Source organism: Burkholderia sp. ABCPW 11 (genome assembly GCF_001523445.1).
GTDB lineage: Bacteria > Pseudomonadota > Gammaproteobacteria > Burkholderiales > Burkholderiaceae > Burkholderia.
Genome location: NZ_LOVM01000032.1, coordinates 1 through 13693 on the forward strand (window position 1 = coordinate 1; position 13693 = coordinate 13693).

Genomic DNA, 13693 nt, shown 5'->3' on the forward strand with positions numbered 1-13693 from the left:
GGTGTGTAAGCGCAGTAATGCGTTCAGCTAACCGATACTAATTGCCCGTAAGGCTTGATCCTATAACAAGTCTGTCTTAGCAGAACTTGTTGATTCTCGTGTGCGATACACACAACCTGATTACTGCTTCTTCCAAGATTGGTTGCGCTGCGAAGCAACGCAACAACCCCCTTTGCCTGATGACCATAGCGAGTCGGTCCCACCCCTTCCCATCCCGAACAGGACCGTGAAACGACTCCACGCCGATGATAGTGCGGATTCCCGTGTGAAAGTAGGTAATCGTCAGGCTCCTCTCAAGACAGAAACCCCCGCCCGATCAGGCGGGGGTTTTTGCATTTGTGCGGCGGAAATCACTACCGCATCAATCGCAACATCAAATCCCCTCAATCGCCCCTATCTCCAGCGATTCAATCGATTATTGATCGCATCTTCGATCAAGATCGCAACTTGCCCTCCGCAACGTATCGTCAAGCGCGATTGTGCGACCAGCTCCACTTCCTGGAGCCGGGCACCTCGCCCCGTCTTCGGTCAGGTAATCCAAAATCGGTGCGAAATGGGCGCTTTATTCGGCGGGGCCACGTAAAATTTGCGAATCCCCATCTCTGCATTCAAAACGATGAACGCCGCCACCCAGGTAGCCCGGGCTGTTTGCCCGCATGATTGTCCGGACACGTGCGCCATGCGAGTGACCGTCGAGAACGGCAAGGCAATCAAGGTCACGGGCGATCCCGACCATCCGCCGACGCAGGGTGTGTTGTGTACGAAGGTCAGCCGATACGCGGATCGCGTTCATCACCCCGATCGCCTCACTGTCCCGCTCAAGCGGGTCGGCCCGAAGGGAGAAGGGCGCTTCATGCCGATCAGCTGGAGTGAGGCGTTCGACGAGATCGGACGCCGCCTCGGTGAAATCGCCACACGCGCGCCGGAAGCGATCGTGCCGTACAGCTATGCGGGAACGATGGGGCTCGTGCAAGGCGAAGGCATCGCCCAGCGCTTCTTCCACACGCTCGGCGCCTCGCGGCTGGAGCGGACGATCTGCGCGGCAGCCGGCGCAGCGGGGCTGCGATACACATACGGCGGCAGTGTCGGCATGCACCTTGAATACTTCGAGGAAAGCGAGCTGATTCTGATATGGGGAGCGAATCCGATTGCATCGAGCCTGCATTTCTGGACCCGCGCGCAGGAAGCGAAGCGCCGTGGCGCGCGTCTTGTCGCGATCGACCCATATCGTTCGCTGACCGCAGAGAAATGCCATCAGCACATCGCACTGAAACCCGGTACCGATGGTGCGTTTGCGCTCGGCATGATGCATGTGCTGATTACCGAAAACCTGCTCGATCACGATTACATCGCCGACCACACGCTCGGCTTCGACGCGCTCAAGGCGCGCGCGATGTCCTATCCGCCGGAACGCGTGGCGAAGATCTGCGGCATAGACGCGTCGGTGCTGATCGATCTTGCGCGTCGCTACGGCGCTACCCGGAAGGCAGCGATCCGCCTCAACTACGGCATGCAGCGTGTTCGCGGCGGCGGCAATGCCGTGCGCGCGATTGCCAGCCTGCCGGCGCTGACGGGGGCGTGGCGCGATCGGGCAGGCGGCCTGCTGCTGTCGTCGTCGGAATCGGCGCCCGTCAATCAGGCGGCGCTGCTGCGTCCGGACCTGATGCCGGGTTGGCCGCACAAGCTGCCTCGCATCATCAACATGAACGCGATCGGCGACGCGCTGCTGCATCCGGGAGACGCGACGTTCGGGCCGAAAGTCGAAGCAGTGATCGTGTACAACTCGAATCCGGTGGCGGTTGCGCCGGACTCGTCGAAAGTCGCCGCGGGCTTCGCGCGCGATGATTTGTTCACGGTCGTTCTCGAGCACTTCAAGACAGATACAGCCGATTTCGCCGATATTGTATTGCCGGCGACCACGCAGCTCGAACATCTGGATGTCCATAAATCGTATGGCCATACCTATGTGATGGCGAACCTGCCGGCGATTCCGCCGGTGGGGGACGCGCGGCCGAACACGGAGATCTTTCGCGGGATCGCGCGCAGCATGGGCCTTGACGAGCCCGCGCTCTATCAAAGCGACGAAGAGGTCGCGCGCGCGGCGCTTCGCTGGGACGATCCGGCGCTCGACAGCGACTGGGACACGCTGAAGCGGGCCGGCTGGCTGAAGCTCAAGCTGCCGGAGGCGCCGTTCGCGAATGGCGGTTTCCGCACGCCCTCCGGCAAGTGCGAGTTCTACAGCCCGCGGCTCGAGCAGATGGGCATGGATCCCGTTCCCGACTACCTGCCGCCGTTCGAATCCACCGAAGCCGCGCCCGAGCTCGCCGCACGCTATCCATTGGCGATGATTTCGCCGCCGGCCCGCCACTTCCTGAATAGCACGTTCGTAAACGTCGACAGCCTGCGTTCGACGGAAGGCGAGCCGCACCTCGACATGCATCCGTCCGACGCCAGCGCTCGCGGCATCGCAGAGGGCGACGTCGTCCGCATCTTCAACGACCGCGGCTCGATGCAGGCGCGCGCGCGAATCACCGATCGCGCGCGTGCCGGGCTCGTCGTCGGGCTGTCGATCTGGTGGAAGAAACTGTCACCCGACGGCAAGAACGCGAATGAGGTGACGAGCCAGGCGCTGACCGATCTGGGCAATTCGGCGACGTTTTACGATTGTCTTGTGGAAGTTGAGCGAATTTGATCGAATATCGCCGTATGATCAGACGAAATTGACACGCAAGTTCGAAGTGGACATCTAACCCTGTTGTCTCGGGGCGGGGGAGCCGTTACGATGCGTTTTAGCACGACCATTCGAAAATCTGTGAGGAGACGCGCGGTATGGACAAAATTTGGCTGAAATCGTACCCACCCGGCGTTCCAGCCGAAATCGACCCCTCTCCTTATCCGTCCGTCCCGGACCTGCTCGACGAAAGCTTCCGGCAGTATCGCGACCGTACCGCGTTCGTTTGCATGGGCAAGCGCATCACGTACGGCGAACTCGACAGGCTGTCGCGTCAGTTCGGCGCTTGGCTGCAGTCCCGCGGCCTGGCTCGCGGGGCGCGCGTCGCGATCATGATGCCGAACGTGCTGCAGTACCCGCTGACGATCGCTGCGGTCCTGCGCGCCGGCTATACCGTGGTCAACGTCAATCCGCTCTATACGCCGCGCGAGCTCGAGCATCAGCTGAAGGACAGCGGTGCGGAGGCGATCGTCATCCTGGAGAATTTCGCGTCGACGTTGCAGGCCGTCATCGCCAATACGGCCGTCAAGCACGTGGTCGTCGCATCGATGGGCGACTTGCTGGGCATCAAGGGATGGATCGTCAATTACGTCGTGCGTCACGTGAAGAAGATGGTGCCTGCGTGGCAGTTGCCGTCGTTCACGCGCTTCAAGGCCGCGCTCTCGGAGGGCGCACGACAGGCGTTCAAGCCGCAGAAGATCGGCCCCGACGACATCGCGTTCCTGCAGTACACGGGCGGCACGACCGGCGTTGCGAAGGGCGCGACGCTGCTGCACCGGAACATCGTGTCGAACGTGCTGCAGGCCGGCGCCTGGCATCAGCCGGCCCACGACAAGTACCCCGACGTGAAACAATTCGTGACGGTTGTCGCGCTGCCGCTGTATCACGTGTTCGCACTGACCGTCTGCGGTTTCCTGACGATGCGCACGGGCGGCATGGGCGTCCTGATCCCGAACCCGCGCGACATCGCCGGCATGATCAAGGAACTGAAGGGTTACCAGATCTCGACGATTCCGGCCGTCAACACGCTATACAACGCACTGCTGAACCATCCCGAATTCGATCAGCTCGACCTGTCGAAGCTCGTGATCGCCAACGGCGGCGGCATGGCGATCCAGGAAGGTGTCGCGAAGCGGTGGTATGAAAAGACCCACACTGCGATCATCGAAGGATACGGGCTGTCCGAAACGTCGCCGGTGGCGACCTGCAACCCCGTGACGGCCACCGAATACAGCGGGACGATCGGCTTGCCGCTGCCGTCGACCGAAGTTGCGATTCGCGACGATGCCGGCAATGACGTCGCGCTCGGCGAACCCGGCGAGATCTGCATCCGCGGGCCGCAGGTGATGGCCGGCTACTGGAACCGGCCGGACGAGACCGCGAAGGTCATGTTCGCGGATGGCTTCTTCAAGACGGGCGACGTCGGCGTGATGGATGCGCGTGGCTACGTGAAGATCGTCGATCGCAAGAAGGACATGATTCTCGTGTCGGGCTTCAACGTGTATCCGAACGAAGTGGAGGACGTGGTGGCCTCGCATCCGGGTGTGTTCGAAGTGGCGGCAGTCGGCGTGCCGGACGAGCATTCCGGCGAAGCCGTGAAGCTGTTCGTCGTGAAAAAGGATCCGGCGCTGACCGACAAAGACATCCTTGCTTACTGCAAGGAGCGGCTCACCGGGTACAAGCGACCGAAGCTGGTGGAGTTCCGCACGGAGCTGCCGAAGACGAACGTCGGCAAGATCCTGCGACGCGAATTGCGCGACGGACGCGCGTAACGCACGCAACGATACGGTTGAACGCAAAGCCCGGCCTGTTGCCGGGTTTTTCGTTTGCGGCTGCGGCGGAGCGCTCGTTTCGTGCGGAGGCGGCGGCAGGCCTTGTTTTCGGGCTGACGGCTCGGGGCGGCGTACGCGACCCGCCGACCCGCCAACGTCCCGCCCCGTCAGAAAAGAAAAAGGCGCCCGAAGGCGCCTTCAATATGCTGCGGCTTGTCAGACAAGCTGATTAGAACTTGTGACGGATACCGACGCGTGCTGCAACCTGGTTGCTGGTGCTCGACCCGGCCAGACCGTTGATCGCTGCCGTTGCCTTCAGGACGTTGCCGTTGGAATCGAGCACGTTGCCCGATGCGTGCTGGTACACGCCGATCACGTAGACGTCGGTGCGCTTCGACAGGAAGTAGTCGACGCCCAGCGAGCCCTGGTGGTACTTGGCTGCCGAATTGCCGTTGATCTTGCTGCCTTGCGTGTAGTCGTACGCTGCGCCGAGGATCAACGCCGGCGTCAACTGGTACTTGAAGTTGATTTCGCCGTTGTTGAACGTCGCGGTCTGGTTCACGAACGGGCCTGCCGAGAAGCCCTTGAACTTCGTGTTCGAGTACGTCGCGCCGATCGTCGCTGCGCCGAACGTGTATGCGCCGCCTGCACCGATGACCTGGTACGTGTTCGCGTTGTTCGCGTACGCACCGTAGATCGGCGACGAGACCGACGACGACGTCGACCCGTTGTTGAACATGCCGCCGAACTGGTTCGGCGTGCGTGCGTTCAAGTAACCGACGCCAAGGACCAGCGGGCCGTTGTTGTAGCCTGCGCCGAGCGACCAGACCTGGTTCTTCGAGAACTGGCCAGCCTGGCCGCCGAAGCTGTACAGGCCGCCGAACGTGAAGCCGCCGTAGCTCTGGCTCGTGTACTTGACCGCGTTGTTCACGCGATACGCGTTGTTGAAGTTGTCGAGGTCGCCCGGGTGAGCGGCGATGTAGCCGCCCCACTGGTCGCCTGCCTCGAGCGGGCCGACGAAGTCGACGACGGAGTCGTACTGACGACCCAGCGTGACCGTACCGTACTGGCTCGACAGGCCGACGTAAGCCTGACGACCGAACATCAGGCCGCCCTGACCGAGCTTGCCGCTGTTCACGTCGAAACCGTTTTCGAGGGTGAAGATCGCCTTCAGGCCGCCACCGAGATCTTCGGTGCCGCGCAGGCCGAAGCGGCTGCCTTGCATCACGCCGCTGGCCATGCTGTACAGGTGCTTGCCGCCTGCGTTGTTGTTGAAGAGCAGGCCTTCATCGATGATGCCGTAAAGCGTCACGCTGCTTTGCGCATGGGCAGCGCCAGCGAACGCGCCCAGCGCGACGAGCGCGAGAAGCGACTTTTTCATTAACGGATCTCCAAGAATCACTGAATTTTTTTGGCGGGGCGGATAGTTATGTTCTGTTGACGGGCCCCATCAACTTCGCAAGAAGTCGCACGTAATGTAGCAAAGCCGTTTTTTGCCACAAAGCGAAATGCTGCAGCTCAACGCCGCTATGTTTCCTTTATGCAACAATGGTTAAAATCACGGGTTAACCGCAATTTCCGCTGAATAATCAAGTCGGTTACGCGGCGGACTCGTGCCTTTGCCGCGCGCAGCGGCACCTGCAGCCAGGAGAACAGGATGGTGTTGGATGAACTGATCAGCGAATTCGATCGCGGCCTGCGATCGCTGACCGGCATTAGCCGGATGAGCCGGCCGGTGCCTGTGCCGGCCGATACGCCCGACGTCGAACTGACGCCCGCCGAACGCACGCACGCGGCCGGGCTGATGCGCGTGAATCACGTCGGAGAGGTCTGCGCGCAGGCGCTCTACCAGGCGCAGAAGCTCACCGCGCGCACGGCATCGGCGAAGGCGATGTTCGAGGAGGCCGCGCGCGAGGAGGAGGATCACCTCGCGTGGACCGCGCACCGCCTGAAGGAACTCGATTCGCGCCCGAGCCTGCTGAACCCGCTTTGGTATGCCGGCGCGCTCGCGATCGGCGTGGCGGCCGGCGCGCTCGGTGACAAGGTCAGCCTCGGCTTCATGGCCGAGACGGAGCGGCAGGTCGAGAGCCACCTCGAAGGCCATATGTCCGAGCTGCCGGCGACCGACACCGCGTCGCGCGCGATCGTCGACCAGATGCGGATCGACGAGGTCAAGCACGGCAAGGCAGCGACCGACGCAGGCGGTATCGAACTCCCGCTGCCTGCGCGGATGCTGATGCGCGCCGCGTCGAAAGTCATGACGAGCACTGCGTACTATCTCTGAGATTTGCGCCGGGGTGGCGTGGGACGCCGCCCCGGTTCGCCGCCCCCGATACCGTCCGCTCACTCCTCGTTTTCCCGCCCCCGAAAGCCCCGTCCGCACGCCCGTCTGGCCAGCCTTTCTCACGTATCACCTTCACAAGTTGCACTAGCTCATTCATTTATAACGGTTTTTGGAATGAGGGGTCGCATGAGCATGCGCGCGTAAGTCCTTGTTCTAACTAACAAAATTCGTCAAAAAAGCGGGCCGCTCCCTTGACCGTGCCACACCCTTCCTCTAAAGTGGGAGACAGTGTGAGAAAGTGTATTTTTGTGTGATTTGGCAGGCTATTCCGGCTAAATTCTCAGCATTGAGCGGGTGCTTCGGTGCCCTGAACGGGAGAGCGGAAAGTGTTCCAAGGGGCGTCGGCGCTGACGCTCGATGCGAAAGGGCGGATGTCGGTGCCGGCTCGCTATCGCGAAGCGCTGCAAGGACAGGCAGAAGGACGGGTGACTGTGACCAAGCACCCGGACGGCTGCCTGTTGCTGTTTCCGCGCCCCGAATGGGAAGTGTTCCGCGCCAAGATCGCCGCGCTGCCGATGGACGCCCACTGGTGGCGGCGAATTTTTCTCGGCAATGCGATGGACGTCGATCTCGACAGCGCGGGCCGGATTCTTGTATCGCCCGAGCTGCGCATGGCAGCCGGACTGGAAAAGGAAGTCATGTTGTTGGGAATGGGTAGTCACTTCGAGCTGTGGGATTCGCAGACCTACAACGCGAAGGAGCAGGCAGCGATGGCGCAGGGCATGCCCGACGCGCTGAAGAATTTCACGTTCTGATTGCGGTGACGGAGACGCCCGCGATGGGAAATGAATTGCGGCATCGGACGGTGCTGTTGGATGAAGCGGTCGAGTCGCTCGTGACGCGGCCGGACGGCGTGTATGTCGACGGCACGTTCGGGCGCGGCGGCCATAGCCGCGCGGTGCTCGCACGGCTGGCGCCGGCCGGGCGGCTGATCGCGTTCGACAAGGATCCGAGGGCGATCGAGACGGCGCAGGGCATCGAGGATGCGCGCTTCTCGATCGTGCACGACAGCTTTGCATCGATGCGCGACGCGCTTGCGGCGCGCGGCGTCGAGAAGGTGTCAGGGGTGTTGCTGGACCTGGGCGTGTCCTCGCCGCAGGTGGACGATCCGGCGCGCGGCTTCAGCTTCCGCGCCGATGGTCCGCTGGACATGCGAATGGATCCGACGCGTGGCGAGTCGGCGGCCGAATGGCTCGCGCGGGCTTCGGTGCAGGAATTGACGGAGGTGATACGGGATTATGGGGAAGAACGGTTTGCTTTTCAGATTGCAAAGGCGCTTGTTGCTCGCCGGGCAGAGTCCGACCGTCTTGGGCCTCTCGACACCACGGGCGAGCTTGCCCAAATCGTGGGTCACGTCGTCAAAACCCGTGAGAAGGGCAAGGATCCGGCAACCCGCACCTTTCAGGCTATACGGATTCACGTCAATCAAGAGCTTGCGGACCTGCAAGTCGTACTAGACGCGGCATTGTCGTTGCTGGAGCAAGGGGGGCGGCTGGTGGTCATCAGCTTTCATTCACTCGAGGACCGGATCGTCAAGCGATTCATGCAGGCGCACGCGAGCGCGCCTGCGGTCGATCGTCGTCTGCCGATTCGCGCCGTCGATCTCCCGAGCCCGCCGCTCAAGATCATCAGCCGCCAGTTTCCGAGCGAAGCGGAAGTCGCCGCGAATCCGCGCGCCCGCTCGGCCGTGATGCGCATCGCGGAGCGCGTCACGCCATGAGCCGCCTCAACATCTTCCTGCTGATCATCGTGATGGGTTGCGCGCTGTCGGTCGTCAACTCGACGAACCAGCAACGCCAGATCTTCATCCAGCTGCAGCGCGCGCAGTCGCAGGAGCGTCAGCTCCAGCAGGACTATGCGCAGCTTCAATATCAGCAGAGCGCGCTCTCGAAGACGTCGCGCATCGAGCAGCTCGCGAACGATTCGCTGAAAATGCAGCCGATCTCGACCGGCCGCACGCAATACCTGACGCTGCCGCCCGGCGCCGCGAAGGCGATCGACGCGCCGATCGCGGCATCGGCCGACACGACCGGCAAGGGCAAGGGGGGCGCGCGATGAAGCCGTCTCCGAAGCGCCAGAACGTGAAGTTCTCGTCGAGCCCAGTGCTTGGCGTCCATTTGCCGATGTGGCGCTCGAAGCTCGTCGTGTTCCTGCTGTTCATGGCGTTCGTCGCGCTGGCCGCTCGCGCGTTCTGGATCCAGGGGCCGGGCAACGCGTTCTATCAGAAGCAGGGCGAAAGCCGCTATCAGCGCACGATCGAACTGCCGGCGACGCGCGGCAAGATTCTCGACCGTAACGGGCTCGTGCTCGCGACGAGCTTGCCGGTGCGCGCGATCTGGGCGATTCCGGACGCGGTGCCGGACGATCTCGACGCGGACAAGATCAACCAGCTCGGCAAGCTCCTCGGCATGACGTCGAAGGAGCTGCGCGTGAAGCTGTCGGAGGACAAGGGTTTCGTCTACGTGAAGCGCCAGGTGCCGATCGACGTCGCCGACAAGGTCGCCGCGCTCGACATTCCCGGCATCTATCAGCGCAACGAATACAAGCGCTTCTATCCGGAAGGCGAGATCACCGCTCACCTGATCGGCTTCACGAACGTCGAGGACGAAGGGCAGGAAGGCGTCGAACTGGGCGACCAGAAGATGCTGTCCGGCACGTCGGGCATGCGTCGCGTGATCAAGGACCGGATGGGGCACATCGTCGAGGACGTCGCCGAGCAGATTCCGCCGCACAACGGCACCGACGTCGACCTGTCGATCGACAGCAAGATCCAGTACATCGCGTACGCGAACCTGAAGGCCGCCGTCGAGAAGTTCAAGGCGAAGGCCGGCGCGGCGATGGTCGTCGACGTGCGTACCGGCGAAGTGCTCGCGCTCGTCAACTACCCGACGTACAACCCGAACGACCGCTCGCGCATGACGGGCGAGCAGTTGCGCAACCGGATCATGACCGACGTGTTCGAGCCGGGCTCGATCATGAAGCCGTTCACCGTGTCGCTCGCGCTCGACCTGCACCGCGTGACGCCGAACACGCTCGTCGAGACGGGCAACGGGCATTTCGTGCTCGACGGCGCGCCGATCACCGACGACGCGGGTTTCGGTACGCTGACGGTCGGCGGCGTGATCCAGAAGTCGAGCAACATCGGCGCGACGAAGATCGCGATGACGATGCGGCCCGAGGAAATGTGGAATATGTATACGAGCATCGGCCTCGGTCAGGCGCCGAAGGTCGGGTTCCCGGGCGCGGTGGCCGGCCGTCTGCGTCCGTGGAAGAGCTGGCGCCGCATCGAGCAGGCGACGATGTCGTACGGCTACGGCCTGTCGGTGTCGCTGTTCCAGCTCGCACGGGCGTACACGGCGATCGCACACGACGGCGAGCTGATGCCCGTGACCATTTTCAAGACCGACCCCAATCAGCCGGTCGCGGGCACGCAGGTGTTCAACCCGACCACCGCGCGCGAAGTGCGTGCGATGCTCGAGACGGTGGTCGCGCCGGGCGGCACGTCGCCGGATGCGGCCGTGCCGGGCTACCGCGTCGGCGGCAAGAGCGGTACCGCATACAAGCACGAAGGTCACGGCTACACGCGCAAGTACCGTGCGTCGTTCGTCGGGATGGCGCCGATGCCGAATCCGCGCGTCGTGATCGCGGTGTCGGTCGACGAGCCGACCGCCGGCAGCCACTTCGGCGGTCAGGTGTCCGGCCCCGTATTCTCGGCGATCGCCGGCGACACGATGCGTGCGCTGAACGTCCCGCCGAACATGCCGATCAAGCAGCTCGTCGTGTCCGACGATTCGCCGGAATCCGCTCCCGCAAAGGGCCCGCAAAAGCTGGCCGCGGGGAGCGGCGCAAAGCATATGATCGTGTCCAGCACGACGCGTAATTCACCAGGAGTTGTTCGATGAGCGCCGCCCGCAGTTCCCATCCGGCGCATCAGCAGATCGCAGCCGCGCTCGCGTGGCTGCGTCAGCATGTGGCCCCCGCGGCGCAACTGCATGCCGACACGCGCAGCCTCAACGCTGGCGACGTGTTCGTCGCGTATGCGGTCGACGGGGCAGACAACCGCGCTTTCATGGCCGATGCCGTCGCACGCGGTGCGGCCGCCGTGCTGTATCAGCCGGAAGGGCTGACCGACGCGCAGACCGTACCCGTCGCGCTCGCGGTACCGGCGCTCGACCAGCTCGCCGGCGAGATCGCCAGCGGCTGGTACGGCGATCCGAGCGACAGCCTGCTCGCGGTCGGTGTCACGGGCACGAACGGCAAGACGTCGTGCACGCAATGGATCGCCGCCGCGCTGACGGCGCTGCACCAGCCGTGCGCGGTAATCGGCACGCTCGGCAGCGGGATGCCCGGCCAGCTCGTGCCGACCGGCTTCACGACGCCCGACGCGCCGCAACTTCAGCGCAGCCTCGCGCAATTGCGCGACGCGGGCGCACAGGCCGTGGCGATGGAGGTGTCGTCGCACGCGCTGCACCAGGGGCGCGTGAACGGAACGGCGTTCGACATCGCGGTGTTTACGAACCTCACGCAGGATCACCTCGACTATCACGGCACGTTCGACGCGTACGAGGCCGCGAAGGCGAAGCTGTTCGCATGGCGCGGCCTGCGCGCGGCGGTGATCAATCGCGACGACGCAGCCGGCCGCCGCCTGCTCGAGAAGCTGGCCGGCCGCGTGCGCACGATCGCGTACGGGATCGGCGATGTGCAGGCGCCCGACGCCGATCGCGAACTGGTCGCGCTCGACGTGCGCGCGACCGCGACGGGTACCGCATTCCGCCTGCGTTCGTCGTGGGGCGACGCGGACGTCGAGGTCGGCACGCTCGGCACGTTCAACGTCAGCAACCTGCTCGCCGTGCTCGGCTCGCTGCTCGCGGCCGACGTGCCGTTCGCGGCGGCCCTCGCCGAGATCGAGCGGCTCGAGTCGGTCAACGGCCGGATGCAGCGGCTTGGCGGGCGGCTGCAGAACGACGAACCGCTCGTCGTGATCGACTATGCGCATACGCCCGACGCACTCGAAAAGACGCTCGACGCGCTGCGCCCGATCGCCGCAGCGCGCGGCGGCCGGCTCGTCTGCATGTTCGGCTGCGGCGGCGATCGCGATGCGACGAAGCGTCCGTTGATGGGCGCGATCGCGGAGCGGCTCGCCGACGAAGTCGTCGTCACGAGCGACAACCCGCGCAGCGAAGATCCGCAGCGCATCATCGACCAGGTCGTCGCGGGCATGACCGCGCCCGATCGCGCACGCCGTATCGAGGATCGCGCGAGCGCGATCCTGCAGGCGGTGCGCGGCGCCGCACGCGAGGATGTCGTCGTGCTGGCCGGCAAGGGCCACGAGGCCACGCAGGAAATCATGGGCAAGAAGCGCGCGTTCTCCGATCAGGATCACGCGCGGCTCGCGCTCGCAGCGCGCGCGACGCACGGCAAGGGAGGCGCCGAATGACGATGCTCAGTCTCGGCGAAGCCGCCCGCCTGATTCCCGGCGCCACCGTCCGCGGCGACGCGGGCGTCACGTTCGACCGCGTGTCGACCGACAGCCGCACGGTCGGCCCGGGCGACCTGTTCGTCGCGCTGAAGGGCGAGCGTTTCGACGCGCACGACTTCCTCGGCGACGTCGCCGCGCGCGGGGCCGCCGCGGCGCTCGTCGCGCATGCGCCGGCGGGCATCGCGATGCCGCTGATCGAAGGCGGCGAAACGCGCGCCGCGCTCGGCGCGCTCGCGCACGGCTGGCGGATGCGATTCCCGCTGCCGCTCGTCGCGGTGACGGGCAGCAACGGCAAGACGACCGTCAAGGAAATGATCGCGTCGATCTTCGCGGCGGCGGTCGGCGCCGACGCGCGGCTCGCGACGGCCGGCAACCTGAACAACGACGTCGGCCTGCCGCTGACGCTGCTGCGCCTGTCGGCCGCGCATCGCCTCGCGGTGATCGAGATCGGGATGAACCATCCGGGCGAAACCGAAGTCCTCGCGCGCCTCACCGCGCCGACGGTCGCGCTCGTCAACAACGCGCAGCGCGAGCATCAGGAATTCATGGCGACGGTCGAGGCCGTCGCGCTCGAACACGCGGCCGTGATCCACGCGCTGCCGCCGGACGGCGTCGCGGTGTTCCCGGCCGACGACGCGTACGCGGGCATCTGGCGCGTCGCGGCGACCGGCAACCGGATCCTCGATTTCGCGTTGCACGACGCCGAACGCCAGAGCGACGCGCAGGTCGTCGGGCGCGTGCACAGCGGCGAACTCGCGATCGACACGCCGGTCGGCGCGGTCACGGTGCGGCTGCGTGCGCTCGGCGAGCACAACGCGCGTAACGCGCTGGCCGCGACGGCCGCGGCGCTCGGCGCCGGCGTCGAGCTGTCGGCGATCCGGCAGGGCCTCGAATCGTTCGAGCCGGTCAAGGGCCGGCTGCAGGTGAGGCAGGCGAGCGTCGGCAGCCTTGCGGGCGCAACCATCGTCGACGATACGTACAACGCGAACCCCGATTCGATGCGTGCCGCGATCGATGTGCTCGCCGCGCATCCGGCGCCGCGCGTGCTGGTGATCGGCGACATGGGCGAAGTCGGCGACGAAGGGCCGGCATTCCACCGCGAAATCGGTGCGTATGCGCGCGAACGCGGAATCGATGCGCTGTTCGCGCTCGGCGACGCATCGCGCGACGCGTGCACCGCATACGGCGACACGGCGCGCCATTTCGGCGACGTCGACGCGCTCGTGGCGGTGCTGCTCGCGGCCGGTTACGGCGCGCAGGCGACGGTGCTCGTGAAGGGCTCGCGGTACATGAAGATGGAGCGCGTGGTCGACGCGCTGACGAACCAACCCGCGGCGGGCACCGTGCCCGCCGCACACTGAGTAGAA

The 13693-nt window shown here is 64.7% G+C and carries 10 protein-coding genes and 1 rRNA gene; 10 read left to right on the forward strand and 1 reads right to left on the reverse strand.

Annotated features, from left to right (window positions below; genetic code table 11):
* Positions 1 to 175 precede the first annotated feature (175 nt).
* From rrf to WS61_RS13205, 3 genes are all read left to right on the forward strand, one after another.
* Positions 176 to 288, forward strand: a 5S ribosomal RNA gene (gene rrf, locus WS61_RS13195).
* A gap of 328 nt (positions 289 to 616) precedes the next feature.
* Entirely contained in the window at positions 617 to 2692 is a 2076-nt protein-coding gene (locus tag WS61_RS13200; RefSeq protein ID WP_059500892.1) for a molybdopterin-dependent oxidoreductase, read from the forward strand.
* 137 nt (positions 2693 to 2829) lie between these two features.
* Positions 2830 to 4503 carry a long-chain fatty acid--CoA ligase gene (locus tag WS61_RS13205; RefSeq protein ID WP_059500893.1) on the forward strand — a complete coding sequence of 558 codons (1674 nt, stop codon included), beginning with the start codon at positions 2830 to 2832 and terminating at the stop codon, positions 4501 to 4503.
* Between the two features lie 229 nt (positions 4504 to 4732).
* Here the strand turns inward: WS61_RS13205 and WS61_RS13210 are convergent, their stop codons facing one another.
* Positions 4733 to 5884 carry a porin gene (locus tag WS61_RS13210; protein WP_059500894.1) on the reverse strand — a complete coding sequence of 384 codons (1152 nt, stop codon included), beginning with the start codon at positions 5882 to 5884 and terminating at the stop codon, positions 4733 to 4735.
* A gap of 276 nt (positions 5885 to 6160) precedes the next feature.
* Here WS61_RS13210 and coq7 point away from each other — a divergent pair, with 276 nt between their 5' ends.
* From coq7 to murF, 7 genes are all read left to right on the forward strand, one after another.
* On the forward strand, positions 6161 to 6787 hold the full coding sequence (gene coq7, locus WS61_RS13215) for a 2-polyprenyl-3-methyl-6-methoxy-1,4-benzoquinone monooxygenase (protein ID WP_059500895.1): 627 nt from the start codon (positions 6161 to 6163) through the stop codon (positions 6785 to 6787).
* 386 nt (positions 6788 to 7173) lie between these two features.
* Positions 7174 to 7602: a division/cell wall cluster transcriptional repressor MraZ gene (gene mraZ, locus WS61_RS13220; RefSeq protein ID WP_006487094.1), complete on the forward strand. Its 429-nt coding sequence runs from the start codon at positions 7174 to 7176 to the stop codon at positions 7600 to 7602.
* Between the two features lie 23 nt (positions 7603 to 7625).
* Positions 7626 to 8567 carry a 16S rRNA (cytosine(1402)-N(4))-methyltransferase RsmH gene (gene rsmH / locus WS61_RS13225; protein ID WP_034206320.1) on the forward strand — a complete coding sequence of 314 codons (942 nt, stop codon included), beginning with the start codon at positions 7626 to 7628 and terminating at the stop codon, positions 8565 to 8567.
* On the forward strand, positions 8564 to 8905 hold the full coding sequence (gene ftsL / locus WS61_RS13230; protein ID WP_034206321.1) for a cell division protein FtsL: 342 nt from the start codon (positions 8564 to 8566) through the stop codon (positions 8903 to 8905). Before rsmH ends, ftsL begins: the two co-directional genes overlap by 4 nt.
* Complete coding sequence (locus WS61_RS13235; protein ID WP_059500896.1) at positions 8902 to 10749, forward strand: penicillin-binding protein 2; 1848 nt, start codon at positions 8902 to 8904, stop codon at positions 10747 to 10749. The genes ftsL and WS61_RS13235 overlap by 4 nt, the downstream gene beginning before the upstream one ends.
* Positions 10746 to 12284 carry a UDP-N-acetylmuramoyl-L-alanyl-D-glutamate--2,6-diaminopimelate ligase gene (locus WS61_RS13240; RefSeq protein ID WP_059500897.1) on the forward strand — a complete coding sequence of 513 codons (1539 nt, stop codon included), beginning with the start codon at positions 10746 to 10748 and terminating at the stop codon, positions 12282 to 12284. The genes WS61_RS13235 and WS61_RS13240 overlap by 4 nt, the downstream gene beginning before the upstream one ends.
* Entirely contained in the window at positions 12281 to 13687 is a 1407-nt protein-coding gene (gene murF / locus WS61_RS13245) for a UDP-N-acetylmuramoyl-tripeptide--D-alanyl-D-alanine ligase (RefSeq protein WP_059500898.1), read from the forward strand. The genes WS61_RS13240 and murF overlap by 4 nt, the downstream gene beginning before the upstream one ends.
* Positions 13688 to 13693: the final 6 nt, after the last annotated feature.

Excerpts from the sequence above, each read along its gene's own strand:
- WS61_RS13210 (WP_059500894.1), bottom strand. The coding sequence starts at position 5,884 with ATGAAAAAGTCGCTTCTCGCGCTCGTCGCGCTGGGCGCGTTCGCTGGC.
- murF (WP_059500898.1), top strand. The coding sequence starts at position 12,281 with ATGACGATGCTCAGTCTCGGCGAAGCCGCCCGCCTGATTCCCGGCGCC.
- WS61_RS13200 (WP_059500892.1), top strand. The coding sequence starts at position 617 with ATGAACGCCGCCACCCAGGTAGCCCGGGCTGTTTGCCCGCATGATTGT.
- ftsL (WP_034206321.1), top strand. The coding sequence starts at position 8,564 with ATGAGCCGCCTCAACATCTTCCTGCTGATCATCGTGATGGGTTGCGCG.
- WS61_RS13235 (WP_059500896.1), top strand. The coding sequence starts at position 8,902 with ATGAAGCCGTCTCCGAAGCGCCAGAACGTGAAGTTCTCGTCGAGCCCA.
- WS61_RS13205 (WP_059500893.1), top strand. The coding sequence starts at position 2,830 with ATGGACAAAATTTGGCTGAAATCGTACCCACCCGGCGTTCCAGCCGAA.
- coq7 (WP_059500895.1), top strand. The coding sequence starts at position 6,161 with ATGGTGTTGGATGAACTGATCAGCGAATTCGATCGCGGCCTGCGATCG.
- rsmH (WP_034206320.1), top strand. The coding sequence starts at position 7,626 with ATGGGAAATGAATTGCGGCATCGGACGGTGCTGTTGGATGAAGCGGTC.
- WS61_RS13240 (WP_059500897.1), top strand. The coding sequence starts at position 10,746 with ATGAGCGCCGCCCGCAGTTCCCATCCGGCGCATCAGCAGATCGCAGCC.